Below are 26528 nucleotides of genomic sequence, written 5' to 3'. Positions count from 1 at the left end.
TCAGGCTGCGATCCGCTCGCGGCTCTGACCTCTGTGCTCGTAGCGCTGGGCTGCGAAAAACAGCAACAGGGCTGCGATCGGGAATGCCGCCGCCACCAGTGGCAGGGCTGAAAGTCCCGGGCCATGGTCGATGGCCAGACCGCCGCCCCAGGCGCCGATGGCATTGCCGAGATTGAAGGCCGCAATGTTGAAGCTGGAGGCCAGCGCCTGGCCCGCACCTTGCGCCTTTTCGAGGACCCGCATCTGAAGCGGTGCGACCGTGGCGAAACCTGCGGCGCCGACCAGGCCGACCATCGCGACCATCAAGCCCTTTTCCGGCAGGACGAAAGCCATGACCAGGAGGGAGAGGCTCAGAGCGGCGAGCGTCAGCAAGATGGACCGGTCGAGATTGCGGTCGGCCAGTCTGCCGCCGACGAGATTGCCGATGATCAGGCCGACCCCGAAGACCAGAAGGATCGGCGATACGGCAGCGTCTGAAAAGCCCGTCACCTGGGTCAGAACAGGCGCGATATAGGTGAAGACCGTGAAGACGCCGGCATAACCGAGTACCGTGATCGCGAGCCCGGCCAGCACCTGGGGGCGTGCCATCGTGGCGAGATCCGAGCGCCAGTCCTGAGGTTCTGGCTTGCTGTCATCGCGGGGCAGGAAGATCGCAAGTACGGCAAGTGCGGCGACACCCACCACGGCAACGGCCCAGAATGTGGTGCGCCATCCATATTCCTGGCCGAGCCAGGTTCCGAAGGGAACGCCTGCGATATTGGCGACCGTCAGGCCGGTGAACATGATGGCGATCGCGGATGCGCGGCGCTCCGGCGCCACAAGACCCGTCGCGACGACGGAGCCGACACCAAAAAAGGTGCCATGCGACAGGGCGGCAAGCAGCCTTGCCGCCATGAGGGTCTCGTAGTTGGGTGCCAGCGCACAGGCGATATTGCCGATGGTGAAAATCACCATCAACGCGATGAGCACGGTCTTGCGTGGCCAACGGCTGGACAGGACGGTCAGGATCGGTGCGCCGAAGACCACGCCCAGTGCATAACCGGAAATGAGCATGCCGGCTGCCGCGATGGAGACGCCGAGATCGCCGCTGACATCGATGAGCAAGCCCATGATGACGAATTCTGTGACGCCGATGCCGAAGGCACCGACGGTCAGGGCATAGAGAGCGAGAGGCATTGAGATGCATTCCTGTTGACTTGGATGCACCTCAGATAGACAGCCCGCGCTCGATGAAATAGTCTTCGTTGAAGCACAACATTCATGAAATGAATTCACAATGGCAAGGCAGGAGATCAACCGTTCCGGCGAAATGGAAGTGTTCGTGCAGGTGGTCGAACAAGGCGGATTTTCAGCCGCCGCGCGGTATCTTCGCATGACACCGTCGGCCGTCAGCAAACTGGTCGCGCGGCTCGAGGCGCGACTCGGCACGCGATTGGTCAACCGCACCACGCGCAAGCTGCTGCTCACACCAGAGGGTCGATCCTTCTACGAGCGGTCTGTTCGGATCCTCGCGGACATGGAGGAGGCCGAGCGAAGTGCGGCCAATCTCGATGATCCCCGTGGCTTGATCCGCATCAATACCAGCGCGGCCTATGGCACCCATGTCCTGGCGCCGCTGTTGGCGGTTTTCCTGGAAACCTATCCGGGCATTTCAGTCGAAGTCGCCCAGACAGATCTCGTCATTGACCTGCTCGCAGAACAGGCCGACATCGCCATCCGCGCAGGCGCCATGCGCGATTCCAGCCTGGTGGCCCGAAAGCTCGGCGAAACGCCGCTGCTCATCGTTGCGTCGCCCGCTTATCTGGCACGCCACGGGGTTCCAGAAACCGCATCTGACCTGGAGCGCCACAACCGGCTCGGTTTCGGCTATGTGCGGGCTCGACGGGAATGGTCCGCGCCGGACGGCGAGACAATCGTTCAGGTGCCCGTGGTCGGAAGGGTCAGTGCCAGCGACGGCGAAGCGCTCAGACACTTTGCCATCGGCGGTGCCGGTCTCGTCCAGCTCGCGCAGTTCACCGTGGCCGAAGACCTGAAGGCCGGGCGGCTGGTGACGGTACTCGATGATCCACGGACCCGGCTCAGCGAACCCTTCCACGCCGTTTATGTCGGCCAGGGTGGCCACCTGCCGGCGCGCATTCGGGTGATGCTGGACTTCCTGGCCAAGCACGGGCGTGTTTCCTGAGACGCAGATGCTGGGAGACTTTCCGCGTCCCCGCCGGAGCCGAAAACGCTCCATTCCGATCGCTGATGGGTTCGGTCGCCCTGAAGTTCATGAACACGCCGGAACCGATCGGTTGCACGCCACTGATCGCGCCGGATGAAGGATCCTTCACGCAAATGAATTTGCGCGCGCAACCCGGCAGGCGTATGGCCGTTTCCAAAGCATAACAAAAGTCAGGAAACACCATGGCCGATGCCTCTGCCCCCGCCGAGAACAAGGACAGCCTCAACGGCTTCCTGTTTGCGCTCTCCGCCTATCTGCTCTGGGGTTTCCTGCCGCTCTACATGAAGGCGCTTTCGCATATTTCGCCGGCCGAAGTGATCGCGCATCGCATCCTCTGGTCCGTCCCGGTCGCAGGTCTGCTCCTGATCGTGCTGAAGCGCACGGATGACTTGAAGAAAGCAATCCGCAATCCGCGCATGCTCGGCATGGCCGCCGTGACCGCGACGCTGATCAGCGTCAACTGGGGCATCTATGTCTGGGCGATCGGCACGGGACACGCGCTCGATACGGCGCTGGGCTATTTCATCAATCCGCTGTTCTCGATCCTGCTTGGCGCGGTGATCCTGAAGGAAAAGCTCAAGCGCACCCAAATCGCGGCCCTGTCTCTCGTGGTGCTCGCCGTGGCCATCCTCACCGTGGAAGCTGGGCGCCTGCCGGTGGTGGCACTGGCGCTTACCTTCTCCTGGGGCTTCTACGCCTTCTTCCGCAAGACGCTGCCGATCGGACCGAACCAGGGCTTCCTGCTGGAAGTTCTGCTGCTTTCGCCGATTGCGCTCGGCTATCTCGTCTATCTCAACCTGCAGGGCGGCGGGCATTTCCTGATGGGCAACGCGAGCGATTCCATCCTGCTCGCATCCGCGGGGCTGGTCACGGCCATCCCGCTGATCCTCTATGCCAATGGGGCAAAGCTGCTCAGGCTGTCGACGATCGGCATCATGCAGTATATCGCGCCGTCGATGATCTTCATCACCGCCGTCTTTGTCTTCAATGAACCTTTCAGCGCGGCCAAGGCTGTCGCCTTCCCGCTGATCTGGTCTGCTCTCGTGATCTATACGCTGCCGATGCTGCGGCAGCGTTGACCGCTTCGTCTGCCACCAGATCTCGATGACCGGAACCCGTAGGCTCGAGACTTGGTATCAAAGCCTGGAAATCGTCTCCGGGTCGCCCTCGGGCGCTCCGGTCTCGGCCCAGCGCGCCTCGATCGCCGGCACGATATCCTCGATCCGGTCGATGACCAGCGGGCGAACCAGATGGGCCGTATGGATGAAGCCCGAGGCCGACATGTGGTCGACGAGTTCCAGCATCGGCTTCCAGAAGTCGTTCACATTGGCAAAGACCATCGGCTTGGTGTGACGGCCAAGCTGGCCCCAGGTCATGATCTCGACAATCTCCTCGAGCGTGCCGATACCACCCGGCAGCGTGACGAAGGCATCCGAGCGCTCGAACATGGCGTGCTTGCGCTCGTGCATGTCCTTTGTGATGATCAATTCGTTGAGCTGCCCCAGCGAATGGCGCGTCGCTTCCATGTCGACCAGGAATTCGGGTATGATGCCGGTCACATGCCCCCCGGCAGACAGGACACCGGCTGCGACCGCGCCCATGATGCCCTTGGTGCCGCCACCATAGACAAGCCGAAGGTTGCTCTCGGCCAGCGCGCGGCCGAACATGCGGCCAGCGTCCATGAAAGACGGGTCGCGTCCGGGCTGTGAGCCGCAATAGACGCAGACGGATCGAATCGGGGTTTTCTGTTCACTCATGATGGGCAAAAAACAGGCTCATCCGCGCAAGGTCAACAAAATTGGCAGAAAACCGCGGGCCAACCGGGTGGAATCGGGTCGCGACGCTTGTCGAAACAAGCAGTTAAGGCTAGCAATTCCAAGGGATATGGCGGCTGTTCCGCCGGGAGACTTGAGACATGAAGAACCGTGCCCTCTGGGTGGTGCTGCTCGTATTGGCCATTGTCAGCCTGCTGATGGTGTTCGTCATCATGCCGCGCATCAACGCGCCGTCCTCCGACGCGCCGACCGTCAACGCTGCTGCCGACGCTGTCACGTCTGCTGCCGAGCAGGCTGCTGCCACGGCCGAAGCTGGCGTGGAAGACGTCGCGAGCGCAGCAAGCCAGAAGATGGATCGGCTGAAGGCCGAGGCGGTGAAGGCGGTCGACGGCGTCTCCGCCCTCTTCGCCGACGGTCGCACGCCTGGCATCGAAGCATATACGGCAGCACGCACGCTTGCGCAGGGAGCTGTCCAGGCGCTGGCTTCGATCGAGATCCCTCAAGGGCTGGATGTCACCCTCACCGACGGCATCAAGGCGGTTCAGGCCGATGCGGCCCGTGCCCTTGCCCTTCTGCAGCAACTGCCCGCCGATCCGGCCAAGGCCGCCAGCATGGTTGCCTCCATCAAGGAGGCCCTGCTCGGCAATCCAGTCACCCCTGCCCCAGTTGTCGAAGACGCCGACCCGGCTACCCCACGCTTCGACGTCCTGCGCGTCGAGCCGGATGGTTCGACCGTCATTGCCGGCAATGCCACCGCCGGGGCGAAGGTCGAAATCCTCGATGGCGAGCGGGTTATCTCCTCGCAGACGGTCGATGCGACCGGCGATTTCGCGGCCGTGCTTGACGAACCGCTCGCCCCAGGCGACCATTCGCTGCAGATCCGAGCCACCGGTCCTGACGGCACGGTCGTGACCTCGGAGGAAGTCGCAACGGTCTCTGTGCCGGAAGGCGGCAAGGGCGAATTGCTTGCCATGGTCTCCAAGCCGGGCGCAGCAAGCCGTATGATTACACTTCCGGGTTCCGAGATCGCCGGTACACAATCGGCTGCAGCCCAGACCACGGATCGCGTCGCGCGCCCAACCGCAGCCGCCGGTGGCGTGTCCCTGCCCGAACTTCCGGCTGCAGCGAGCGAACTCGCAGGCTCTGCGCCCGTCATGCCCGGCAGCAGCGAAACTGCGGCCGCACCGGCAAGCCAGCCGTCGATCGACCCCGCGCCTGCCCTGCCCGGTGCAACCGAGGTTCAGGTCACTGCCGTTGAAATCGAGGGAGACCGCATCTTCGTCGCCGGCAAGGCACCGGCGGGGGCCACTGTTCGCGGCTTTGCCGACAAGGCGCTGATCGGGGACGTGGCGAGCGATGCCAGTGGCAATTTCGTCATCGAAGGGCAGATGAAGCTGGAAGTCGGCAACCATATCATCGAGGTCGAACTGCTCGATGCCACCGGCAAGGTCGTCGTGCGCGCCTCGGTTCCCTTCGAGCGTCCCGCCGGCGATCAGGTTTCCGTCGTCGCGCAGACCGCCAACCCGGCAGCCGCTGCCGCTGCCGGCCCGCAGCAGGTCGAGTTCGAGCGCCTCCGCATCTCGCTTACCAAGGCAATGACCATTCTGGAAAACCTCTTCTCGAACGGCCAGAAGCCGGCGCTCGAACAGGCGGCCGCTGCCCGTTCGGCCACCGAAATCGGCCTGCAGTCCATCGCCGGCTTCCGCGCCGAGGCGGGCGCTGCGCCCGAATTCACGGCGGCGGTCGGCGCCCAGGCGGTCAAGGCGCAGGAGGCGCTGGATCTCCTTCAAGGCCTGCCGAAAGGCAATGTGGACGCCCTTGGCGCCGCCCTGCCAAAACTCGTCGCGCTCATCCGCGACCTTCTGGCGGAACCCGCTCTGTTTGGCACAACAGAATCGGTCAACACTGCCCCGGAGGCCTCACCCCCTGCCACCGCTTCTTCTGCCGAGCCGAAGACGATCCAGCAGGCTCCGCTCGCCCAGAGCGACAACAGCGTGATTATCCGTCGGGGCGATACGCTCTGGCAGATTTCGCGGCGCGTCTATGGTCAGGGTGTCCGTTACACCACCATCTATCTTGCCAATGAAAGCACGATCAACAATCCGGATCGCATCGAACCCGGCCAGATCTTCACCGTACCGCGTGAAGCCCTTCCGAATGCCGAGGAGATCCATCGCAAGCGACTGCTCGGCGAGCCGGTGAACTGAGCTTTCACAGTTCTGTTATTGTATTCGCGGAAGCGGAAACCTAAGTGAGTGTCGGCGGCGATCCCCCAAAGGGATCGCCGCTTTTTAATCTGCAGGCAATCGAGAGGGTCGGGGATGGCGGAAGCGAAGAAGAAAACGGTATCGGCCGACGACGGCAACCCCATGCAGACCCTCGTCAACCTCTGGCCCTATATGTGGCCGGCCGACCGGCTCGATCTGAAGATGCGGGTGGTCTGGGCCACCGTCTTCCTGATTATTTCGAAATTCGTCCTGATCCTCGTTCCCTACTTCTTCAAATGGGCCACGGATGCGCTTGACGGCCGCCTGGACATGGCCGGGATCCTGCCGACCTTCCTGCTCGGCGCTGTTGCGCTCGTCATCTTCTACAACTTCACCCGCATCGCACAGGTCGGTCTCAACCAACTGCGTGATGCGCTGTTTGCCAGCGTCGGCCAGCATGCCGTGCGCCAGCTTGCCTACAAGACCTTCGTGCACATGCACCAACTGTCATTGCGCTTCCATCTGGAGCGCAAGACGGGCGGTCTGTCCCGCATCATCGAGCGCGGCACCAAGGGCATCGAGACGATCGTGCGCTTCACGATCCTCAACTCGATCCCGACGCTGATCGAGTTCATCCTGACGGCCGCGATCTTCTGGTGGACCTACGGCTTCTCCTATCTCGGCGTCACCGCGTTTACCGTCTGGGCGTATATCTGGTTCACCATCCGGGCCTCCGACTGGCGCATCGGTATCCGCCGCGCGATGAATGAGAGCGATACGGATGCCAATACCAAGGCGATCGATTCGCTCCTGAACTTCGAAACCGTGAAGTATTTCGGCAATGAGGAGATGGAGGCCAGGCGCTTCGATGCCTCCATGGCAAAATACGAGAAGTCGGCGACCCAGGTCTGGACCTCGCTCGGCTGGCTCAACTTCGGCCAGGGCCTGATCTTCGGCGTGGGTACCGCGATCATCATGGTGATGTCGGCACTCGCCGTGCAGCGGGGCGAACAGACGATCGGCGATTTCGTCTTCGTCAACGCCATGCTGATGCAGCTCTCGATCCCGCTCAACTTCATCGGCTTCGTCTATCGCGAAATTCGCCAGGGCCTGACCGATATCGAGCAGATGTTCGAGCTTCTGGAGGTCGAGGCCGAGGTTGTCGACTGTCCCGGAGCCAAGCCGCTCGCCATTGCTCAGGGAGCCATCGCCTTCAAGGACGTGCACTTCCATTACGACCCTGATCGTCCGATCCTCAAGGGCGTGTCTTTCGAAGTGCCGGCCGGCAAGACAGTTGCCGTGGTTGGGCCTTCCGGTGCGGGAAAGTCCACCATTTCCCGGTTGCTCTACCGCTTCTATGACGTCCAGAAGGGCTCGATCACCATTGACGGGCAGGATGTGCGTGACGTTACGCAGAAGTCGCTTCGCGCAGCCATCGGCATGGTTCCGCAGGATACCGTGCTGTTCAACGACACGATCGCCTACAACATCCGGTACGGCCGCCCTGGCGCTGCAGAGGAAGACATTGTCCAGGCGGCCGAAATCGCGCAAATCTCGCACTTCATCAAGGATTTGCCCGAGGGCTTCGAGACCAAGGTCGGCGAACGCGGACTGAAACTCTCCGGCGGCGAAAAGCAGCGTGTCGCCATTGCGCGCACGGTCCTCAAGGCCCCGCCGATCCTGATCCTCGACGAGGCGACATCGGCGCTCGACACCACGACAGAGCACGAGATCCAGTCGGCGCTCGACATCGTGTCGAAGAACCGCACGACACTGGTCATCGCCCATCGCCTTTCGACGGTTGTGGGAGCCGACGAGATCATCGTCCTGAAGGGGGGCGAAATCGCCGAGCGCGGCAGCCATGCCGAACTGCTGGAACAGAACGGACTCTACGCCTCGATGTGGAATCGCCAGCGGGAAGCAACCCAGGCGGAAGAAATGTTGCGGCAGGTGCGCGAAAGCGACGAACTGGGCGTGGTCGTGCGGCGTCCGCCCGCGACCTGATCAGACCGAGGCGGACTTCAATCCGCCTTGCAGAGCCTGTTTCGGCCGTCGCGTTTCGCGCGGTAGAGGGCAAGGTCTGCGCGCCGAAGCGCGTGATCGATGGTTTCTTCACGCGGATCGAAGTCCGCGAGACCGATGCTGATCGTTCCGGCGGCCCCCGCTGCGGTGGAGACCGTGCAATGGCGGGCAATATCGCTTCGCATGCGTTCAAGGATCTCTGCGGCACGCAGGCCGCATTCGCCTGAGAAGAAGGCAAAAAACTCCTCGCCACCCGCCCGAGCGATCAACACGCCCTCCGCCTCCTGGGCGCGCAGCCTGTCGACGATCAAGCAGAGGGTCTGATCCCCCTCACCGTGACCCAATTCGTCATTGATCGACTTGAACTGGTCGACATCAATGACGGCGACGGCAAAGCGACCGCCGCCCCCGGACACCAGCTCCGCCGCCGACGTGGCGACCTGGAAGAACTTGCGCCGGTTATAGGCATTGGTGAGCGGGTCGCGCTCTGCCGCAGCGATCAGCATCGCTTCCAGTTCCTTGCGTTCGGTAATGTCGAGCACCAGGCCTGCAATGCCGCGCACAACGCCATCACCGGAGGCGACGCAGGCCTTGTGCAGCATGATGTGCCGATTGCCGGTCTCGGGAACGCGGATATCCGTTTCGACCCGGATGACCCCACCCCTGCGCATCACTTCGAGATCGGATTGGCGGTGGGCCTCTGCGACGTCCTGCGGCAGGAATTCGGCAAGCGTGTGCCCGATCACCTCGTCGCGACTGGTGCCGATAAATTGGCTAAAGGCCATGTTGCAGCCCAGATAGCGGCCGCCGACGTCCTTGAGGTAGATCGGCGTGGGCAGATGATCGAGGCCGTCCTGCCAGGTGTCCAGCCGTTCCTGAAGCGCTTCTCGCGCTCGCTCTTGAGCCTCAACCAGGCTTAGATGGCGTTTTGCGCGAAGAAGACAGCGCAACACGTGATGGGCACCGTCCTCGAGGAGCAAATCATCGGCGCCTGCCTCGAAGAGTTCGGCCTGAAAATCCGGCGCTGCGGCTCCTGTGATGGCGACGACATAGACACCATCATGGTAGGTGTTCCGCAGACGCTGCAGGGTGTCCAGGGCATTGCTGTTTGCCGCATCGAGAAAGCAGATCGACAGCGCGGCGAGATCATCCAGCGTCCGCACGGAGACGGGAGCAAGTGCTGCGATCGAGGAAGGTGGCGGCAAATCGCCAGCGGAATACCAGCCAATCGTGACAAGTGAAGCCGTATCCGTATACGATATGGGTGTTCTGGCGAGCTGCAATCTCAGTCCTCTTCCCGATCGGCCTTCCAGGGCACCAGTCCTGGCTCACTGTTAAATCTAATCCCTCTTTTTTAGGGTGCAGTTATTTACAAAATCTCGACGGGATAAGAACACGACAATCTTTTTTTGGGCCACGTGCAGATTGTCACATGTTCCTAAGACCCGCTTGATTTGGCTGTCAGCATTGCCCATGTCCGGCTTTCAGAGTAGTCACGGGCAAAACATTTCAAAGACCGAGGACCCCATGGACCTGTTCGAAACCATCCGTAAAACGATCGTTCCCGTGCACAAGGAAGGCTATCCCTTCGTTGCTGCCTTCTTTGTCGCTTCGCTCGTGCTCGGCTGGATCTGGGATCCGCTGTTCTGGGTCGGCCTCGTGCTCACGCTGTGGTGCGCCTACTTCTTCCGTGATCCCGAGCGCGTCACGCCGCAGGACGACGATCTTGTCATCAGCCCGGCCGACGGCCGTGTGTCCTCGGTGCAGATGTCGATCCCGCCGGAGGAGCTCAATCTCGGCCATGAACCGATGCTGCGCATCACGGTCTTCATGAACGTCTTCAACTGCCATGTGAACCGCGCGCCTGTTCGCGGCCGCGTGACGGCGATTGCCTACAAGGAAGGTCAGTTCCTCAACGCCGAACTCGACAAGGCGAGTGTCGACAATGAGCGCAACGGCCTCGTCATCGACAGCAAGAACGGCCAGATCGGCGTCGTGCAGATCGCCGGTCTCGTGGCTCGCCGGATCATTTGCTGGACCAATCCGAACGAACCGCTGGATGCAGGCGAGCGTTTTGGCCTCATCCGTTTCGGCTCGCGTCTCGACGTCTTCCTGCCGGCCGGCTTCGAGCCGCGCGTCTCGCTCGGCCAGACCGCGATTGCCGGCGAGACTGTCATTGCCGAATTCGGTTCGACCAAGGGGCCGACCATCAGCCGCCGCAGCTAAGGAAGAATGTCGATGGAAGCCCCGAACTCGACGACCGAGACACGACCCGCAGCCGCAACCGATGCCGGTGCGCGCGGGCCGCGGCTTCGTGAAATCCCGCTTCGGCTCATCATTCCGAACCTGATCACCGTGCTCGCCATCTGCGCGGGATTGACCGGCGTGCGCCTCGCCTTCGAGAACCGCTACGAGCTGGCGGTAGCAATGGTTCTGGCCGCTGCCTTCCTCGACGGCATCGACGGGCGGGTTGCGCGCATGATGAAGGCGACCTCGAAGTTTGGCGCACAGATGGATTCGCTCGCCGACATCATCAATTTCGGCGTCGCCCCTGCCCTCGTGCTCTATGTCTTCGTGCTCGACCAGGCCCGTTCCCTCGGCTGGATCGCGGCCCTTATCTACGCCATCGCCGCCGGCCTTCGTCTGGCGCGCTTCAATGTCATGGACGAGCGCGAGACCAAGGCGGCCTGGCAATCGGAATTCTTCGTCGGGGTGCCGGCACCGGCCGGGGCGGCACTCGTTCTGCTTCCGGTCTATCTCGGGTTCCTCGGCGTGGCTCCCGTCGGCGCTTTCGCCTATGCCAGCACCGCCTATACGATCGTGATCGCCTATCTCCTCGTCAGCCGCCTGCCGGTCTGGTCGGGAAAGTCGGAGACGAGCCATATCCGCCGGGATTTCGTGCTGCCGATGATCCTCTGCGTCGTGCTTTATGTCGCACTTCTGATGAGCTTCACCTGGGAAGTTCTGGTCGTGAGCGTGCTTCTCTATCTCTGCTCACTGCCTTTCGGGGCTCGGAACTGGCATCGCCGTTACGGCACGCTGACGATCGATGAAGAATCAGCTGAAAATGGACTTTCGGAGATCGACCGGGGAGTCTGAGACGCGTTTCTCCCTGAGTTTGAAGAGTTTCCAGCCCCGCCAGACCGCAAAGGTCGTGCGGGGCTCTCCATTTCTACTCTTTTTCTTCAAAATTGATTTGTTTCGCTGCTCCGGTCACGCTTTTGTCATGTTCTCCGCAGAGAGAGCCGCGAACAAAAGAATACCGGTCAGGAAACACTCCAAGGAACATGACGATGACGACGCAGACCGAAGCCGCGCAACAGAAGCCGGCACCCGAGAATCTCGCCTTGAATTACCGCCCGCTCGGCCTCAAGGCCGTTCTGGCAGCAGCCCTGATGCTGAAGCGCAAGCCGACACCGAAGCTCGCCTGAGGGCCTTGCCCTCTCTCTTTGTTCCCATAGAATTCCGGACGCAAAACCGGTTCTGAGTTTCGCTGGAATTTCGCTAGAACAGGCTCATCTGCCCGTCGCCGGACCTGTCCGAGGCGGGCCTCTGCTTTTTGGGGGCGGGCTCTACCGGAACCTGAAGCTCCGGTCCGGCATTGGCGACCTTGTTGACGAGATCCGAAACCGGGATCGCCTCGAAGTAATCCTCATCGGTCGGACGCATCAGATCGACGACATCACGGGGCTCGCCATGTCGGCAGTCGAGCCAGCGCGTGAAATCCTGCGGCGCGATCACGACTGGCATGCGGTCGTGAATTTGCGATATGGACCGATTCGCACCAACGGTCAGGATGCAGCCGGTATCGAGTTCGGATCCGTCCTTCGACATATAGGTCTCCATCAGGCCGCCAAAGCAGACGATGCCACCGGTCTTGGGGCGGATCCAGTAGGCCTGCGGCTTGTCGCCACTCTCCTTGGAGGGGCGATGCCATTCGTAGAAGCCCGAGGCTGGCACCAGGATGCGACGATGACGCATGGCGGCCCGGAAGGAAGCCTTCTCAATTGCCGTTTCAGAGCGGGCATTGATCAGAAGTGTGAACTCCTTGGGGTCCTTGACCCAGGACGGGATCAGGCCCCAGCGCACCAGAAGCGCCATGCGATCCGGCCGGTTTGACCCCGGATCGGCCGGTGGCGACGCGACGGCAACGAGGATCGGTTGCGTCGGCGCAATGTTGTAGCGCGGCGGAAAGCCGTCGAGCTCGATCACACCGAGGATCTCGCGCACTTCTTCAGGGCTCGCTGTCAGGGCAAAACGTCCGCACATGTGGATTAGATGGCAGTCGCATCGACCTGGGTCAAGGCGCGACGCCGTGCTTGCAGGGGGGCCCAAAGCCCGCGATAATCACACTGCACTGCTTCGCGCGGCGCAGTCTCGCTTTCGACCGGAGTTCTTGTTTAATGAGCATGCCCCGCCTCGCCTCTTCCGCCATCGTTGAACGGGCCGGGCGCTTTCTCCTCGTGCGGCGCGGCAATCCGCCTGCCGCCGACCTCTATGCCTTTCCCGGAGGTCGGGCCGAACCCGGCGAGACACCGGCTGAGACCGCCCTGCGCGAACTCTTCGAGGAAACGGGGCTTATCGGTCGCAATCCACGCCTGTTCGAGATCGTGGAGCTCCAGCCCGAGACCGGGGTCTCCGGCAGCCATTTCATGCTCTCTGTTTTCCGGGTGGATGCGGACGACCAACAACATGCGCAGGCCCAGAGCGATGCGCTGGAGGCCGAGTGGTTTCTGCCGCAGGAGATCCTCGATCTTCCCATTCCGGAGAGCGTACGCGACTGCATCGTCCGGCTGGCGCCGAGCCTTCGCGCAGGGAGCACGGCGTGACCCAGACGAGATCCAACCTTCGGGCCGCAGCTCTTCTCCTGCTCGCCATGTTCGCCGGGCAATCGATCGCCCAGGAAGGCAGCGTGATCACCGTTCCGCCGCCGGCCGAAGCGGCGAAGTCGACTCCTTATGACGACCGCCTGGCACGGCTTTCGGAAATCATCGGTGCGGTGCATTACCTGCGCAATCTCTGCAAGGACGATGGCGAACCGGAATGGCGACAGTCGCTGCAATCCCTGCTCGATGCCGAGACGAAGGCGGAGCCGACACGGCGCGCGCGGCTGACGGCGGCCTATAATCGCGGTTACCGATCCTTCGCCTCCGTCTACACCTCTTGCACGGCGGCGGCTGTTCGTGCAGAGCAGAATTACCGTAACGAAGGGGCAACACTTGCCACAGAAATTACCGCACGCTTCGGAAATTAACGAATAATTCACCTCTTTTGGTCTGCCCCCGTGTCGTTTTGGCAAAAGGCTGATAGGGTCGTTAAGGACTGAGTAAGTGCTTCGAGGAATGCCCATGGAACCGCGCCGCAACGAAATCGACGACATGATCGTGCACGAAAAGATGCAGGCTGCGTTGGAATACCAGAACGAAGCCTGGGCGGACGGCATGGCTGACGGAATAGAGCCGGAAATCATTGCGGACGCAGCCTTTGCGCTCGCCATGCGCGAAACGATCCGCATCCATGGCGAACACGGCGCGGAAGCCATTCTCGATGCTCTCAAGGCCCGGCTGCTCGCCGGTGAGTTCTCGCCAGAACGCCAGCTTCAATAATCAGCAATCGAGGGACAGAATGATGATCTCGTCGCGGGTCAGGCTCTTTCGCTTGACGGGCGCGTTGACGCTCATGCTCGCCTCCACCGCGCTGGCGCTGCCAGCCGTTGCGCTCTCCGATATCAGGGACATCACTCCGCCATCCGGCGACACGCCATCGGACACAGTTGCCCCCCTGCCCGGTCACGAACAGGATGTGATCGAGGATAGTCTTCCCGTCATCCCGGATCCGGATCCGCTGATCAAGCGGTCGGATCCGGAAGAGGTCGAAAGCGTCGAGCCGGAGACACCGCCGGTCGAGGTCATCTACGACATCGAGAAGGCGCCGGAGCCTGTGCGGCGGATGCGTGAACTGATCATCGAGGCGGCGAAGACCGGTGACATCTCGAAGCTGAAGCCGTTGATGAATCCGGGACCGGACCAGACGAGCGTACCGCTGCAAGATCCCGATCAGGATCCGGTCGACGCTCTCAAGGCGGTTTCGGGCGACAGCGAGGGTATGGAAATCCTCGCGATCCTGCTCGATATCCTCACGACCGGCTTCGTGCATCTCGACCAGGGCTCTGCGGAAGAGACCTATGTCTGGCCCTATTTCGCCGGCAAGTCGCTTGGTCTGCTCACGCCGCGGGAAAAGGTCGAGCTGCTCCGCATCGTCACAGCCGGCGACGTTGCCGAGATGCAGGAATATGGCAATTACAACTTCTTTCGCGTCGGGATCACTCCAGACGGTCGATGGAAGTTCATCACCGTCGGTGACTGAGCGACGGCGCAAACTGTGGGCTGTGATGCGGACTGCTTGTCGTCTAGACTTGCAGCGCCTAACTCAGTCCGCAGAGCAACAGCCCGGTGACCCTCATGCCTTCAGCCTTCCTGCCCGATCGTGCCTTCGTGAAAATTGCCGGTCCGGACGCGGAGCATTTTCTGCAAAACCTCATCACCACCGATCTTGGCGCACTGGCGGATAACGAGCTGCGGCCGGGCGCTTTGCTGACGCCGCAGGGCAAGATCTTCTTCGACTTCCTGATTTCACGCGACGGGGACAGCTTCCTGATCGACATCCGGGCCGATCAGACGGACGCCTTTGTCAGGCGGATGACGATGTACAAACTGCGCGCGCCGGTGACGATCGACACGCAGGTCGAAACAGGTGCGACCGTCAGCTGGGGCGGCGCGGGCGGCGGTGTGCCCGATCAGCGATTCGCGCTTGCCGGAACCGAAGTGCGCCGTCAGCCGGGGCATGTCGACGACGCCGGTGACCGGGAGGGATATGACGCGCTGCGCGTTCTCCACGGCGTGCCCGAATCGGGCTTCGACTACGCGCTGCAGGACGCATTCCCGCATGACATCCTGTTCGACAAGTCGGGCGGCGTCTCGTTCCGCAAGGGGTGCTATGTCGGCCAGGAGGTTGTCTCGCGCATGCAGCATCGCGCGACCGCACGTCGCCGCGTGGTCATTGTCTCGGCCGAGACGGCCCTTCCCGCAAGCGGGACGGACATCACGATCGGCGGCAAGCAGATCGGCGCGCTGGGCACCGTCGCGGGTTCACGCGGGCTGGCGATCGTGCGGATCGACAAGGCCGGCGAAGCCATCAACGCGGGTGAAGCGATCCTTGCGGGAGAGGTGCCCGTCACCCTTGCCCTTCCCGGCTGGAGCGGGCTCAGCTTCCCGACTGCCTCGGAGGAGGCGTGACATGGGTGCTCCGGCTCCCCTGTCCGCCCGTGCCTGGCAGCGCATGCTTTCCGGCCGGCGGCTCGACCTGCTCGATCCCTCGCCGCTCGACGTGGAGATCACCGACATCGCGCACGGCCTTGCCCGTGTGGCGCGCTGGAACGGCCAGACCTCCGGCGACCACGCCTTCTCGGTCGCCCAGCACAGCCTGATCGTCGAGGATATATTTCGCCGCTGCAACCCGAAGGCCACCTCGGACGACCTGATGGTCGCGCTTCTGCACGATGCCCCGGAATATGTGATCGGGGACATGATCTCCCCGTTCAAGGCCGTGGTGGGCGGAGGCTACAAGGTGGTGGAGAAGCGGCTGGAAGCGGCCGTGCATCTGCGCTTCGGCCTGCCGGCACATCCGAAGGCGGCCCTCAAGGATCTGATCAAGAGGGCCGACATGATCGCCGCCTATTTCGAGGCGACGGTGCTTGCCGGATTTGCGGAGGTGGAAGCCCGCAAATTCTTCGGGCAGCCCAAGGGCTTCACCCGCGACACGATCCTGATCGAACCGCTACCCGCCTATCAGGCACAGGCAAAATTCCTGGAGCGCTTCGAGGAAATCGAGGCTGCCAGACAATCCTCGACCTGGGCACGCGCATGAGCCTGATCGTTGTCTCGCCGCTCGCCCGCATTGCGGAAATGGCCGTCCGTCACAAGGCGCGCGAGATGATCAGCCTGCTCGCCGCAAATCAGGATTTCCACCGGCCGGCGGTCATCCAGGCGGAGCGGCACCTGAAACTCGCGATGAACGATATCAGTTTTGCCGGCACGGGCGACCTGATCGCACCACAGGAAGCGCATGTGGCCGAGATCATCGCATTCGCAAGAGACTGGGACCAGGCCTTGCCGCTCGTCGTGCATTGCTGGATGGGCGTTTCACGCTCGCCGGCAGCCGCGATGATCGCCAGCCTTGCCGTCGCACCCGACGACGACGACGACGCATTGGCACGGCGGCTGCGCGCCGCCTCGCCCTTTGCCACGCCGAATATGCGGCTTGTCGAGATCGGCGACGAAATGCTTCAGCGCGGTGGACGGCTCGCAAAAGCCGTCAAGGCGCTCGGACGCGGCGCCGATGCCGATGGCAACACGCCGTTTGCGCTGCCGCTGCCCTTATGCGAGCCGAGCATGCCATGACGACACCGGCGGAGATCGAAATCGGCCTCAATGCCGCGATCGTCGCGATCAATTCCCGCACGCCGCGCCTTCTCGTCGTCGGCGAGGATGGCGATGCGCTCGACGCCCTGCCCTTCGGCCCCTTCGATCCGAACAGGCACCGGACGATGGAAATGTCGCTCCGCCACACGGTCGAGGCCCAGACGGCGCTGGAACTCGGTTACATCGAGCAGCTCTACACTTTCGGCGATCGTGGCCGCCACAAAATGCCCGGCGATCAGGGGCCGCATGTCGTCTCGGTCGGCTATCTCGCTCTGACCCGGCTTGACAGCGACCGCGATGCGCGACTGGAGCTCTCCGGCGCGCGGTGGCGGGACTGGTACGGTTATCTGCCTTGGGAAGACTGGCGACAGGGGCGCCCGGCGCTGCTCGACGGAGCCATGCTCCCGGCGCTCAGGGCCTGGGCCGAAGAGGCGCCCGCCGCCGTTTCGCGCCGCTCGCGTCTGAAGCTGGCCTTCGGTCTCGACGATTTCCCCTTTGACGAGGAGCGGGTGCTTGAGCGCTACGAACTTCTCTATGAAGCCGGGCTGGTGGAGGAAGCCGTGCTGGACGGGCGCGCGCAAATCCGGCGAACCTCAACGCTTCTCGGGCGACCGATGCGGCACGACCATCGGCGTATTGCGGCCACCGCGCTCGCGCGGCTACGCAGCAAGATCAAGTATCGCCCCGTGATCTTCGAGCTGATGCCGCCGGAGTTCACGCTGACCGATCTGCAAGGGACGGTCGAGGCGATCGCCGGACGGCATGTGCACAAGCAGAATTTTCGACGGCTCGTCGAAGGTGCGGAGCTCGTCGAGCCGACCGGCTCGACCTTGTCAGCGACAGGCGGGCGTCCGGCGGCCCTCTTCCGGTTTCGCCGCAAGGTTCTCGAAGAACGCCCGGCACCCGGCCTCAAGGTTGGCGGGCGAAGCAGTGGTTGACCTCGTGCCGTCCTGCCCCATCTAGCCCTTGGGACGGCCAACAGACATGGAGCATGACGGCATGGAATTCGAGACGAATGAAGCAATCCTCGCGACTCAGGCAGCCTTGGCCCAAGCGAGTCAGCTCGCCGTCCAGTATTCCTTCTCCATTGTCGGGGCGTTCTTTCTTCTTCTCGTCGGCTGGTGGCTGGCAGCTCTGCTCAGCCGTTGGACCCATGCGGGCCTGAGCAAGATCCGCGGCTTCGACGAAACGCTTGCGCGCTTCTTCGCCACCGTCGTGCGCTACGGCGCGCTCATTCTCGTCTTCGTCACCGTGCTCGGCCAGTTCGGCGTGCAGACTGCCTCGATCATCGCGGCCCTTGGTGCTGCGGGCCTCGCGATCGGCCTCGCACTGCAGGGAACCCTACAGAACATCGCTGCCGGCATCATGCTGCTCGTCCTTCGCCCGTTCCGGGTCGGGGAGTATATCGATACAGGCTCCATTTCGGGCATCATCGTCGAGATTGGCCTCTTCGCTACCGAGCTCAAGACACCAGACGGCCTCTACCGGCTGGCGCCGAACTCGACGCTCTGGAATGTGCCGATCACCAATTTCAGCCGGCTGCCGACACGCCGTTTCGAACTGAAGGTCGGAATCGGCTATGAGGACGATATCGACCTGGCCGAAAAGATCATGCGCGATCATGCCGAGGCCGATTCGCGTGTTCTCGAGACACCGGCAATCTCCACCCATGTCGATCAGCTGGGGGACAGCGCGGTTGTGATCACTCTGTGGTACTGGACTGCGGCCCCGGATTACTGGCCGACGTCACGCGAGATGATCAAGAATGTGAAGAAGTCCTTCGACGAGAACGGGATTTCCATCCCGTTCCCGCAGGTGACTTATCACGGCACGCCGCAAGTGGTCGCCCTGCCCGAACGCTTCGTCGACGCCCGGGCGAAGGAAACCTGAACCAGGTCTGCCGCCACAGCCTTGGCTCAGGATCTGGTCGAGGATCAAGACGACAGGCTCAGCGCTTCGGCTGCGCCTGTTCGGTCTTTTCCAGATGCCTGTCTATGATGCGCTGCATCTCAGCGAGAACTTCAAGGACGCAGACCGTTTCGTCTTGCGTCATCGTAGAGCCGGTTTCCGCATTCGGTGTCGCATAGGGACGGTCAAGCATGCTCGACGGTATCCCAGGCTGACGGGAAAGACCCACCTCGCATTCGGCAAGGTCGACCACAGCACAGGCCCCCATTTTGGAAGCATTCACGATCGAAGTCATTTCATCGTTAGCGCTATCAGGCGACAAAGTCATCGTCGGCATGCAAACCCCCACGCTTTACCTATCAATGCCCAGATTCCGCATCCGATTTACCCGTCCGAAACCTTGGTTACCGGGGTATGAGATTCGATTTTCATGGTCAAAAACCAGGAATCACGGGTGAAAAGTAGCGAAGCTTCCGCTCATAAAAGACCAAGCTATTGACTTAACTCTGTTTTCGGGAACGTTGCAGGAGCTTGTATTTGCTGCGATGCAAAACTCGGTGCAAATTTTGGTCGACTTATGCAATCACTATGTCGAGACCGACGTCCAGGGTCGGGGCCGCCATGGTTATCTTCGACGTCGAGATGTAGTCCACGCCGGTTTCGGCGATGGCCCGGATGGTCTCGATGTTGACATTGCCCGAGGCTTCCAGCACCACGCGACGGACATCCGAAGGATAGGTTTCGACGGCCAGACCATGATGTTCCCGGTTGATTGCAACCGCGCTGCGCAGCAGGTCAGGGCCCATATTGTCGAGCAGGATCACATCTGGGCGTGCCGTCAGCGCCTCACGCATCTGGTCGAGGCCATCGACCTCCACTTCGATCTTCACGAGATGGCCCGCATAAGCGCGGGCCGCCTCTATCGCGGAGGCCACACCGCCGGATACCGCGATGTGGTTGTCCTTGATGAGGATCGCGTCGTCCAGACCGAACCGGTGGTTGGAGCCACCGCCCAGACGCACGGCATATTTCTCGACCGCCCGCAGCCCCGGCAGGGTCTTGCGGGTGCAGGTGACGCGCGCAGTCGCATGGGCGATCTCGGCGGCGAAACGCGCCGTGTAGCTGGCAACACCCGAGAGATGCATCAGAAAGTTCAGGGCAACGCGTTCTGCCGACAGCAGCGAACGGGCATTGCCAGAGACGCGGGCGATCGCTTCGCCTGGAGCAACCGCGTCACCATCGGCAACCAGCGCCTCGAATCGGACGGATGGATCGATCAGGCGGAAGGCGGCCTCGGCGAGTGGTAGTCCCGCCACGATACCGTGTTCACGGCTGTTCAGCTCGGCGGTCGCCGTCTTTTCCGGACCGATCGTGGCATAGGTGGTGATGTCGCCGGCGCGGCCAAGATCCTCCAGCAAGGCGTTGCGGACGAGATCCTCGATCATCAGCGGCGACAATTGCGGGCGAAGGCTTCTGGTCATCAGCGTATTCTCCTCAGCCGGCCAGTTCGGCGGCGATGCGGGTTGCATCCTTGAGCGTCAGATAGGTACGGTGGCGCAGCGCCTCTTGCGGCTGCGGATGATCGGCGCGCATATGGGCACCGCGACTTTCAGTGCGAAGATAGGCGCCGACAGCGATCAGCTTGGCGGTTGCCGTGATGTTGGAGAAGCGCACACGCGGGCGCTTGCGCTCGAGCCCGACCAGTTCCTGGATCAGAAGCTTGAGGCCAGCCTCGTCGCGGATCACGCCGGCATGCGCGCTCATAAGGCCGCGCAGCGCCGACAGTTCGGGACTATCCTCCACGGTGACGAGATCGTCGTTTTCGCCGGCCGTCCGCCCCCATTCGTAAAGGGCGGATTCTGGCATCATGCCCTTGATTGAATCCGCGATCCGCCCGGCAAAGACCACGGCTTCGAGAAGCGAGTTGGAGGCGAGCCGGTTGGCACCGTGCACGCCGCTGGAGGTGACTTCGCCTGCGGCCCAGAGCCCGTCGAGCGAGGTCCGGCCATCGGCATCCACGAGCACGCCGCCCATGTGGTAGTGCACGGCCGGCACGACCGGGATGGCTTGCGTCACGGGATCAATGCCCGCCGCGATGCAGGAGGCATGAACGGTCGGAAAACGCTTGGCGAAATCCTTGCCGATCGCCTTGGTGCAATCAAGGAAGGCACCGCGACCGGCCGCCACTTCGGCAAAGACACCCCGCGCGACGATGTCACGGGGTGCAAGTTCGGCATCGGCATGCAGGTCGGCCATGAAACGACGGCCGGCGCGGTTGACGAGAACAGCCCCGTCGCCGCGAAGCGCTTCGGTCGCAAGCGGGGCCGGATCCTGGCCGATGTCGATGGCCGTTGGGTGAAACTGGACGAATTCCGGATCGGCGATCACGGCGCCCGCCTTGGCGGCCATGCCGACACCGGTGCCGCGGGCCTCGGCCGGATTGGTGGTCACCTGGTAAAGATGGCCGACGCCGCCGGAGCAGAGCACAACGGCGCGGGCGGGAAAGGCCACGCGTCTCTTCGACTGGCCGGCGTCAGGCCGGGCGACGACGCCGGACACGAAGCGGCCTTCGGCGATCAGTTCCTCGACGACATAACCTTCCATCACCCGAATCGAAGGCGTGCGGCGCACGGCTGATATCAGCGCCTCCATGATGGCTCCGCCCGCGCGGTCACCTGCGACACGGACGATGCGCCGCTCGGAATGGGCGGCTTCGCGCGACAAAAGCAGATGGCCTTCGAGATCGCGGTCGAACGGCACCCCATAGGCGAGCAGATCATGCACGCGATCAGGCCCTTCGGAAATCATCAGCCGTGCCATCTTTTCCTCGACCAGTCCGGCACCGGCAACGACCGTGTCCGCCAGATGCTTGTCGAAGCTGTCGCCGGGGCTCATGGCAGCGGCGATGCCGCCTTGCGCCCAGGCCGACGACGCCCCCTGCCCGATCGGGGCAGCGGCGAGGATCGTGACGGGGCGTGGTGCCAGTTTCAGCGCGCAGAAGAGGCCGGCCAACCCGCCGCCGACGACCACGATGTCGTCGATGCCCTGCCAGGATTGCGGCCGCATGGATTCGATGTTGGTCGCCATTCAGCCCTCCCCGGCCGGCTGGTATTCAATTCTTCAGATTGATCATCCGCTCGACGGCAAGCCTAGCCCGACCGGCGATTGCCGGATCGACCGTCACTTCCTCCGTCATGAAAAGCAGGCTGTCGAGGATCTTCGGCAGGGTGATGCGCTTCATATGCGGACAGAGGTTGCAGGGTTTGACGAAATCGACCTCCGGCAGTTCGACCTGGATATTGGAGGCCATGGAGCATTCTGTGACGAGCAGCACCCGGGCCGGCCGGTTCGTCTTCACGTAGTCGATCATGCCCTTGGTCGAGCCGGCAAAGTCGGAAACGGCCAGCACGCTCGGATGGCATTCCGGGTGAGCGACGATCTCGATGCGCGGGTCGGCCTTCTTGTATTCGAGGAGCTCATCGGCGGTGAAGCGCTCGTGCACTTCGCAATGGCCCTTCCAGGTGAGGATCTTCTTGTGTGTCTGGTTGGCGACGTTCATCGCGAGATATTCATCGGGAATGCAGAGCACGGTATCGCTGTCGAAGCTGTTGACGACGTCGACGGCATTGGCCGAGGTGCAGCACATATCCGTCTCCGCCTTCACGTCGGCAGACGTGTTCACATAGGTGACGACGGGAACGCCGGGATAGCGCTCGCGCAGCAGCCGCACATCTGCGCCGGTAATCGATTCCGACAGCGAGCAGCCCGCGCGCCCATCGGGGATCAGGACCGTCTTCTGCGGATTGAGCAGTTTCGAGGTCTCGGCCATGAAATGCACGCCGCACTGGACGATGATCTCGGCATCGACGCTGACCGCATCGCGGGCAAGCTGCAGTGAATCGCCCTTGATGTCGGCGACACAGTGGAAGATCTCCGGCGTCTGGTAATTGTGCGCGAGGATGACCGCGCCGCGTTCCTTTTTCAGGCGGTTGATCGCATGGATATAAGGCGCGAAGACCGGCCATTCGATCGCAGGGATGAAATCGCGGACACGCTCATAGAGGTGCTCGGTCTCCTTCGCCACGGCCGGCGTATAGGTCAGATCCGGGCGTTCCCAGACGCCAAAACGCTCGGCTGCCGAACGGGATACGGGACGGGTTTGTGGCATCTGCTGCGATCCCATGGCCATTTCCTCCCTCGGTTATGCTCACTTCGAGCATAACAAATTCCAAAGAAAACCGGTGATCACCGGTATTGCGGATGTAGAAATTTTCGGGCGGGATTGCAAGTGAGGTTCTGGCACACCGTGCCGAGCGAGCGCCTCCGCTCCGGCCACGCCGTGACGCAGAACGCTTTCCCTTGCCAAGAAAACCGCTAGTTTGTCCGCTCCTTCCGCAAAGTGCTGCGAGGCTCAATGTTCGAACTGCTGCCGCTGATCCTGATTGGCGTTCTCTTCATCCTCCTCAGAGGCTCGACCAAACGGATCGATAGGCTCGAGAAGGAACTCGGCGACATCAGGGAGAAGCTTTTTCGGCTGGGCGGATCGGCTGGCGAGCTCGCGAGCCCCGCTGTCGAAAATGCGCAGACCGATCCCGACCAGGTGGTGGTTCTGCCGCTCGATACGGAAGCGGCAACTGTTCGCGATGAGCCAGTCGCCGATGGAGCACCCCGACAAAGCGAGTCCGCCTCCATTCCGGACACCGACGCAGATCTGCTTCCCGCTGCGGCGCGTCAGGAAACCCACGCCAAAGCACCGGCAGAAAGTATCGAGAACCTGCTCGGCGCGCGCTGGGCGGTCTGGGCCGGCGGTCTCGCGCTGGCGTTCGGCGGTGTTTTTCTCGTGCGCTATTCGATCGAGAGCGGCTTGCTCGGCCCGGGCGTTCGCCTGACGCTCGCTGCCCTCTTCGGCCTTGCCCTGATCGCGCTCGGTGACCTCATCCGCCGCAATGCGCTGCCAAAGGCGGAGGTGCTTTACGCCAATGCCATGGTGCCGGGCATTCTGACGGCAGCGGGCGCAGTCTCGCTGTTCGGCTCGATCTATGCGGCCCACGGCATCTACGAATTCATTGGCCCGACGCTCGCATTCCTGCTTCTGGCGCTCACCGCCTTTGGCGTGCTCGGCCTCTCACTGCTGCATGGGCAAGCGCTGGCGGGCCTGGGGCTGGCGGGCTCGATGGTCACCCCGCTCCTGATCTCGACGACAGCGCCCAGCCTCTGGACGCTGTTCTTATTTCTGACCGTCGCCCAGGTGGCGACGACGCTCGCGTCACGCATGAAAGGCTGGCTGATCGTGCCATCGATTGCGCAGGCCTTGCTAAGCATCTGGGCCCTCATCGCGCTCATCGAACTGGACGACATCACCCCAATCACCCTCTCCCTGCTCGCGATGACTGCCGCCTGGGTGCTCATCTGGCCCGGGGCGACGGCGGATGATCCGGCAGGCCCGGAGGAAAGGCTGTCGCTCGAAGCAATCGGGGGCCGGATGGCCACCGGTTCGCTCGGCCTCGACATCACCCTGTCGCTCGCCGTTCTCCTGCCGGCACTCGTCATGCTTGAGCGCGGGCTGACGGTCTCGCTGCCGCTCTTCGGCTTTGCGGCGCTGATCGCGGCGTTGTCTGCCGCCGGCAGTGCACGGTTCGGCGCCTTCTGGCCCACAGCCATCGCGGCCGTCGGCGCTCTTCTCGGTGCTGTCATGACGTCCGGCCTGATCACTCAGGCACAGATCCTGCTGCTCGGTTTCGGCACGGACGACACTGTCGCGGTGAAGCTCGGTGGTCCGGTGATGTTCATCTTCCTCGGTCTCGCCGCCGTCTTCGTGCTTCTCGGACTTGCGCAGATGCGCCGCCGCCATGCCGCTGACCCGTTGTTCTCGACGGTCTGGGCTGCGATCACGGCTTTCCTGCCGGTGCTGCTCGCGTCGATCACCTTCGTGTTCTACGGCGTCTATGCCCGGGACTGGACGCATGGCCTCTTTGCCATCGGCCTCGGCGCCGTGCTGCTCGGCGCCTGCGAGTTTCTATACCGTCAGGGCGCGCTGCCCGGCTTCCGCCGTGGCATCGACCTGCTTCTCTTCGGCAGTTTCGCAGCCTTCGCGCTTGCCCTGCATGCGCTGACCGACGGGATCGTCACCACGATCCTGCTCGCGCTGCTCGGCTTCGCCTATCTGATGGCGACGCGCCGGCGCCCATGGAGCGGGCTTGCCTGGGTCATGGTCATCTCACTCGGCGGAGTTCTGGTCCGCGTCGCCTGGGATCCGACGCTGGTCGGGCCGGATGCCCTATCGCGCACCCCGATCCTCAACCCGCTGCTGCCCGGTTACGGGATCCCGGCCCTGCTTGCGCTGCTCTCGGCCTACGAAATCCGGAACTGGCCGGCTCAACGCGCCCGCCATGCGCTGCAGGGGCTCGCCAGCCTTCTCGGCCTTCTCGCCATCGCCATCCTCGTTCGCCATGCCATGAATGGCGGTGTGCTTGATTCCAGTGTTCCGACGCTTGGTGAGCAGTCGATCTACACGCTGCTGGTCGTCGGGCTCTCGGGCATCCTGATGACGCTTGATCTCAAATCGCCGAGCCCCGTCTTCCGTTACGGCTCGATGGTTGCAGGCGGGGTCGCCATCGCCCAGACGGTGAGCCTGCATCTCGGTGCGCTCAATCCCTATTTCACCGGCGAGAGCACCGGCAGCTGGCCGCTGATCAATCTGCTGCTGATCGGCTATCTCCTGCCCGGCCTCGCCTATGCAGGTCTCGCCTTCTATGCGCGAGACAAGCGGCCACTGCCCTATGTCATCCTGCTGGCCTTGTCCGGTGCGGTGCTCGGCTTTGCCTGGGTGACGCTTTCGGTGCGGCGCTTCTGGCAGGGCGAGTTCATTGCCTACTGGAAGGGCTTCGAGCAGGCTGAGACCTATAGCTATTCGGTCGCCTGGCTTGCGATCGGTGTCGGGCTGCTCGCGCTCGGCTCGCGCTTCGATGCAAGAAGCCTGCGCATCGCGTCTGCGGTCATCGTGATGCTGACCGTGGCCAAGGTCTTCCTGATCGACATGGCGAATCTCGAAGGCGTACTGCGCGCGCTCTCCTTCATCGGCCTCGGCTTTGTCCTGATCGGCATCGGGCTCTTCTACCAGAAGATCCTGAGAGGCAAGTCGGCAGAGAGGCCCACGACGGACGACAAGGAGGCGCCGACGGTGATCTGATCAAGGGCGGTTGAACAGAGAGTGGTCGCAAGGCTAGATGCGACCATTCGAAACGGGGACTGACACTTGACCGCCCTTCTCACCGCCGCTGATTTTGCCCCCCACGTGGCGCTCGCCGCCGATCTGCTTTCCCATGCGACAGAAGGCGACGACGGTTCGCATGACCTCGCCCATATCCACCGCGTCTTCAAGAATGCGCTGAAGATCCAGGTGGGTGAAGGCGGCGATGCCGAGGTCCTTGCGGCTGCCGTCCTGCTGCATGATTGCGTCGCCGTCGAGAAGAGCTCGCCGCTCCGGTCGCAGGCGTCGCGGCTTGCGGCAGAGAAAGCGAGCGGCATCCTTGCCGGGCTCGGCTGGTCTGAGGCGAAGATCGCGGCGGTCGCGCATGCGATCCTGACGCATAGCTTTTCCGCCAACATCCCGCCGGAAACCCTGGAAGCGAGGATGCTGCAGGATGCCGACCGGCTGGACGCGATCGGCATGGTCGGCGTGGCGCGCTGCTTCTACATCGCCGGCCGCATGGGCTCGGGGCTCTACCATCCCGCCGATCCCGGCGCCGAGCATCGACCGCTCGACGACCGATCCTATGCCATCGACCACTTTCCGGCCAAGCTGCTCAAGCTTTCCGACGGCTTCCAGACCGAAACGGGCGCAAAGCTCGCAAAAGAGCGGCATGAGCGGCTCACTCTTTTCCTCTCCATGTTCCGCGACGAAATCTGAAGG

At 62.7% G+C, this 26528-nt stretch carries 26 protein-coding genes; 18 read left to right on the top strand and 8 right to left on the bottom strand.

The window, feature by feature from the left end:
- Complete coding sequence (locus tag LJE98_RS13770) at positions 1-1176, bottom strand: MFS transporter (protein WP_229575802.1); 1176 nt, start codon at positions 1174-1176, stop codon at positions 1-3.
- 100 nt (positions 1177-1276) lie between these two features.
- Here LJE98_RS13770 and LJE98_RS13765 point away from each other — a divergent pair, with 100 nt between their 5' ends.
- Both LJE98_RS13765 and rarD read left to right on the top strand, forming a co-directional pair.
- Positions 1277-2182 (top strand): LysR family transcriptional regulator, encoded by a 906-nt coding sequence (locus LJE98_RS13765; RefSeq protein WP_229575801.1) that lies wholly within the window; start codon positions 1277-1279, stop codon positions 2180-2182.
- Between the two features lie 224 nt (positions 2183-2406).
- Positions 2407-3303 (top strand): EamA family transporter RarD, encoded by an 897-nt coding sequence (gene rarD / locus LJE98_RS13760; protein WP_229575800.1) that lies wholly within the window; start codon positions 2407-2409, stop codon positions 3301-3303.
- 57 nt (positions 3304-3360) lie between these two features.
- Here rarD and LJE98_RS13755 read toward each other — a convergent pair whose 3' ends face one another.
- On the bottom strand, positions 3361-3981 hold the full coding sequence (locus LJE98_RS13755; protein WP_229575799.1) for a TIGR00730 family Rossman fold protein: 621 nt from the start codon (positions 3979-3981) through the stop codon (positions 3361-3363).
- Between the two features lie 158 nt (positions 3982-4139).
- Between LJE98_RS13755 and LJE98_RS13750 the strand changes: the two genes are divergently transcribed.
- Both LJE98_RS13750 and LJE98_RS13745 read left to right on the top strand, forming a co-directional pair.
- Positions 4140-6206 carry an Ig-like domain-containing protein gene (locus tag LJE98_RS13750; protein WP_229575798.1) on the top strand — a complete coding sequence of 689 codons (2067 nt, stop codon included), beginning with the start codon at positions 4140-4142 and terminating at the stop codon, positions 6204-6206.
- A gap of 114 nt (positions 6207-6320) precedes the next feature.
- Positions 6321-8210: an ABCB family ABC transporter ATP-binding protein/permease gene (locus LJE98_RS13745; RefSeq protein ID WP_229575797.1), complete on the top strand. Its 1890-nt coding sequence runs from the start codon at positions 6321-6323 to the stop codon at positions 8208-8210.
- A 17-nt stretch (positions 8211-8227) separates the two neighbouring features.
- Here LJE98_RS13745 and LJE98_RS13740 read toward each other — a convergent pair whose 3' ends face one another.
- Positions 8228-9511: a GGDEF domain-containing protein gene (locus LJE98_RS13740; protein ID WP_229575796.1), complete on the bottom strand. Its 1284-nt coding sequence runs from the start codon at positions 9509-9511 to the stop codon at positions 8228-8230.
- Between the two features lie 190 nt (positions 9512-9701).
- Here LJE98_RS13740 and LJE98_RS13735 point away from each other — a divergent pair, with 190 nt between their 5' ends.
- From LJE98_RS13735 to LJE98_RS13725, 3 genes are all read left to right on the top strand, one after another.
- Positions 9702-10454: a phosphatidylserine decarboxylase gene (locus LJE98_RS13735; RefSeq protein WP_267499053.1), complete on the top strand. Its 753-nt coding sequence runs from the start codon at positions 9702-9704 to the stop codon at positions 10452-10454.
- Positions 10455-10466: 12 nt separating this feature from the next.
- The gene (locus tag LJE98_RS13730; RefSeq protein ID WP_229575794.1) at positions 10467-11327 is read left to right on the top strand and encodes a CDP-alcohol phosphatidyltransferase family protein; all 861 of its coding nucleotides are present in this window, start codon (positions 10467-10469) and stop codon (positions 11325-11327) included.
- 194 nt (positions 11328-11521) lie between these two features.
- On the top strand, positions 11522-11659 hold the full coding sequence (locus LJE98_RS13725) for a hypothetical protein (RefSeq protein WP_229575793.1): 138 nt from the start codon (positions 11522-11524) through the stop codon (positions 11657-11659).
- 73 nt (positions 11660-11732) lie between these two features.
- Here LJE98_RS13725 and LJE98_RS13720 read toward each other — a convergent pair whose 3' ends face one another.
- Positions 11733-12497: an SOS response-associated peptidase gene (locus tag LJE98_RS13720; RefSeq protein WP_229575792.1), complete on the bottom strand. Its 765-nt coding sequence runs from the start codon at positions 12495-12497 to the stop codon at positions 11733-11735.
- A gap of 134 nt (positions 12498-12631) precedes the next feature.
- Between LJE98_RS13720 and LJE98_RS13715 the strand changes: the two genes are divergently transcribed.
- The 9 genes from LJE98_RS13715 to LJE98_RS13675 all read left to right on the top strand — a co-directional run bounded on the left by LJE98_RS13715 (position 12632) and on the right by LJE98_RS13675 (position 18598).
- Positions 12632-13057: an NUDIX hydrolase gene (locus LJE98_RS13715; RefSeq protein WP_229575791.1), complete on the top strand. Its 426-nt coding sequence runs from the start codon at positions 12632-12634 to the stop codon at positions 13055-13057.
- A 47-nt stretch (positions 13058-13104) separates the two neighbouring features.
- Positions 13105-13482 carry a TIGR02301 family protein gene (locus tag LJE98_RS13710; RefSeq protein WP_267499063.1) on the top strand — a complete coding sequence of 126 codons (378 nt, stop codon included), beginning with the start codon at positions 13105-13107 and terminating at the stop codon, positions 13480-13482.
- A gap of 94 nt (positions 13483-13576) precedes the next feature.
- Positions 13577-13834: a hypothetical protein gene (locus LJE98_RS13705; RefSeq protein WP_168801212.1), complete on the top strand. Its 258-nt coding sequence runs from the start codon at positions 13577-13579 to the stop codon at positions 13832-13834.
- Positions 13835-13853: 19 nt separating this feature from the next.
- A complete protein-coding gene (locus LJE98_RS13700) occupies positions 13854-14594 on the top strand; it encodes a hypothetical protein (RefSeq protein WP_229575789.1) in 741 nt (246 codons plus the stop codon).
- A gap of 95 nt (positions 14595-14689) precedes the next feature.
- Positions 14690-15523 carry a YgfZ/GcvT domain-containing protein gene (locus tag LJE98_RS13695; protein ID WP_229575788.1) on the top strand — a complete coding sequence of 278 codons (834 nt, stop codon included), beginning with the start codon at positions 14690-14692 and terminating at the stop codon, positions 15521-15523.
- A gap of 1 nt (position 15524) precedes the next feature.
- A complete protein-coding gene (locus LJE98_RS13690) occupies positions 15525-16154 on the top strand; it encodes an HD family hydrolase (protein WP_229575787.1) in 630 nt (209 codons plus the stop codon).
- Positions 16151-16687 (top strand): tyrosine phosphatase family protein, encoded by a 537-nt coding sequence (locus LJE98_RS13685; RefSeq protein WP_229575786.1) that lies wholly within the window; start codon positions 16151-16153, stop codon positions 16685-16687. The genes LJE98_RS13690 and LJE98_RS13685 overlap by 4 nt, the downstream gene beginning before the upstream one ends.
- Positions 16684-17646 carry an NUDIX hydrolase gene (locus LJE98_RS13680; protein WP_229575785.1) on the top strand — a complete coding sequence of 321 codons (963 nt, stop codon included), beginning with the start codon at positions 16684-16686 and terminating at the stop codon, positions 17644-17646. The genes LJE98_RS13685 and LJE98_RS13680 overlap by 4 nt, the downstream gene beginning before the upstream one ends.
- A 61-nt stretch (positions 17647-17707) precedes the next feature.
- A complete protein-coding gene (locus LJE98_RS13675; RefSeq protein WP_229575784.1) occupies positions 17708-18598 on the top strand; it encodes a mechanosensitive ion channel family protein in 891 nt (296 codons plus the stop codon).
- 58 nt (positions 18599-18656) lie between these two features.
- Here LJE98_RS13675 and LJE98_RS13670 read toward each other — a convergent pair whose 3' ends face one another.
- From LJE98_RS13670 to nadA, 4 genes are all read right to left on the bottom strand, one after another.
- Positions 18657-18899, bottom strand: coding sequence for a hypothetical protein (locus tag LJE98_RS13670; protein ID WP_229575783.1), 243 nt, complete (start codon positions 18897-18899; stop codon positions 18657-18659).
- Positions 18900-19191: 292 nt separating this feature from the next.
- Positions 19192-20097, bottom strand: coding sequence for a carboxylating nicotinate-nucleotide diphosphorylase (nadC, locus tag LJE98_RS13665; RefSeq protein WP_229575782.1), 906 nt, complete (start codon positions 20095-20097; stop codon positions 19192-19194).
- 13 nt (positions 20098-20110) lie between these two features.
- Positions 20111-21703, bottom strand: coding sequence for an L-aspartate oxidase (locus LJE98_RS13660; RefSeq protein ID WP_229575781.1), 1593 nt, complete (start codon positions 21701-21703; stop codon positions 20111-20113).
- A gap of 25 nt (positions 21704-21728) precedes the next feature.
- Complete coding sequence (gene nadA, locus LJE98_RS13655; RefSeq protein ID WP_229575780.1) at positions 21729-22799, bottom strand: quinolinate synthase NadA; 1071 nt, start codon at positions 22797-22799, stop codon at positions 21729-21731.
- 231 nt (positions 22800-23030) lie between these two features.
- Between nadA and LJE98_RS13650 the strand changes: the two genes are divergently transcribed.
- Both LJE98_RS13650 and LJE98_RS13645 read left to right on the top strand, forming a co-directional pair.
- Positions 23031-25805: a DUF2339 domain-containing protein gene (locus LJE98_RS13650; protein WP_229575779.1), complete on the top strand. Its 2775-nt coding sequence runs from the start codon at positions 23031-23033 to the stop codon at positions 25803-25805.
- A gap of 66 nt (positions 25806-25871) precedes the next feature.
- Positions 25872-26525: an HD domain-containing protein gene (locus LJE98_RS13645; protein ID WP_229575778.1), complete on the top strand. Its 654-nt coding sequence runs from the start codon at positions 25872-25874 to the stop codon at positions 26523-26525.
- The last annotated feature ends 3 nt before the right edge of the window (positions 26526-26528 follow it).

The sequence above is a fragment of the Rhizobium sp. 'Codium 1' genome, from assembly GCF_020889605.1.
GTDB lineage: Bacteria > Pseudomonadota > Alphaproteobacteria > Rhizobiales > Rhizobiaceae > Allorhizobium > Allorhizobium algae.
Note: the sequence above shows the minus strand (reverse complement) of the source record. Positions and strands in the feature narration are given on the sequence as shown.

What these genes read in the sequence shown, in the direction of transcription:
- LJE98_RS13770 (WP_229575802.1), bottom strand. Translation starts at nt 1,176, where the DNA reads ATGCCTCTCGCTCTCTATGCCCTGACCGTCGGTGCCTTCGGCATCGGC.
- LJE98_RS13765 (WP_229575801.1), top strand. Translation starts at nt 1,277, where the DNA reads ATGGCAAGGCAGGAGATCAACCGTTCCGGCGAAATGGAAGTGTTCGTG.
- rarD (WP_229575800.1), top strand. Translation starts at nt 2,407, where the DNA reads ATGGCCGATGCCTCTGCCCCCGCCGAGAACAAGGACAGCCTCAACGGC.
- LJE98_RS13755 (WP_229575799.1), bottom strand. Translation starts at nt 3,981, where the DNA reads ATGAGTGAACAGAAAACCCCGATTCGATCCGTCTGCGTCTATTGCGGC.
- LJE98_RS13750 (WP_229575798.1), top strand. Translation starts at nt 4,140, where the DNA reads ATGAAGAACCGTGCCCTCTGGGTGGTGCTGCTCGTATTGGCCATTGTC.
- LJE98_RS13745 (WP_229575797.1), top strand. Translation starts at nt 6,321, where the DNA reads ATGGCGGAAGCGAAGAAGAAAACGGTATCGGCCGACGACGGCAACCCC.
- LJE98_RS13735 (WP_267499053.1), top strand. Translation starts at nt 9,702, where the DNA reads ATGTCCGGCTTTCAGAGTAGTCACGGGCAAAACATTTCAAAGACCGAG.
- LJE98_RS13730 (WP_229575794.1), top strand. Translation starts at nt 10,467, where the DNA reads ATGGAAGCCCCGAACTCGACGACCGAGACACGACCCGCAGCCGCAACC.
- LJE98_RS13725 (WP_229575793.1), top strand. Translation starts at nt 11,522, where the DNA reads ATGACGACGCAGACCGAAGCCGCGCAACAGAAGCCGGCACCCGAGAAT.
- LJE98_RS13720 (WP_229575792.1), bottom strand. Translation starts at nt 12,497, where the DNA reads ATGTGCGGACGTTTTGCCCTGACAGCGAGCCCTGAAGAAGTGCGCGAG.
- LJE98_RS13715 (WP_229575791.1), top strand. Translation starts at nt 12,632, where the DNA reads ATGAGCATGCCCCGCCTCGCCTCTTCCGCCATCGTTGAACGGGCCGGG.
- LJE98_RS13710 (WP_267499063.1), top strand. Translation starts at nt 13,105, where the DNA reads ATGTTCGCCGGGCAATCGATCGCCCAGGAAGGCAGCGTGATCACCGTT.
- LJE98_RS13705 (WP_168801212.1), top strand. Translation starts at nt 13,577, where the DNA reads ATGGAACCGCGCCGCAACGAAATCGACGACATGATCGTGCACGAAAAG.
- LJE98_RS13700 (WP_229575789.1), top strand. Translation starts at nt 13,854, where the DNA reads ATGATGATCTCGTCGCGGGTCAGGCTCTTTCGCTTGACGGGCGCGTTG.
- LJE98_RS13695 (WP_229575788.1), top strand. Translation starts at nt 14,690, where the DNA reads ATGCCTTCAGCCTTCCTGCCCGATCGTGCCTTCGTGAAAATTGCCGGT.
- LJE98_RS13690 (WP_229575787.1), top strand. Translation starts at nt 15,525, where the DNA reads ATGGGTGCTCCGGCTCCCCTGTCCGCCCGTGCCTGGCAGCGCATGCTT.
- LJE98_RS13685 (WP_229575786.1), top strand. Translation starts at nt 16,151, where the DNA reads ATGAGCCTGATCGTTGTCTCGCCGCTCGCCCGCATTGCGGAAATGGCC.
- LJE98_RS13680 (WP_229575785.1), top strand. Translation starts at nt 16,684, where the DNA reads ATGACGACACCGGCGGAGATCGAAATCGGCCTCAATGCCGCGATCGTC.
- LJE98_RS13675 (WP_229575784.1), top strand. Translation starts at nt 17,708, where the DNA reads ATGGAATTCGAGACGAATGAAGCAATCCTCGCGACTCAGGCAGCCTTG.
- nadC (WP_229575782.1), bottom strand. Translation starts at nt 20,097, where the DNA reads ATGACCAGAAGCCTTCGCCCGCAATTGTCGCCGCTGATGATCGAGGAT.
- LJE98_RS13660 (WP_229575781.1), bottom strand. Translation starts at nt 21,703, where the DNA reads ATGGCGACCAACATCGAATCCATGCGGCCGCAATCCTGGCAGGGCATC.
- nadA (WP_229575780.1), bottom strand. Translation starts at nt 22,799, where the DNA reads ATGGGATCGCAGCAGATGCCACAAACCCGTCCCGTATCCCGTTCGGCA.
- LJE98_RS13650 (WP_229575779.1), top strand. Translation starts at nt 23,031, where the DNA reads ATGTTCGAACTGCTGCCGCTGATCCTGATTGGCGTTCTCTTCATCCTC.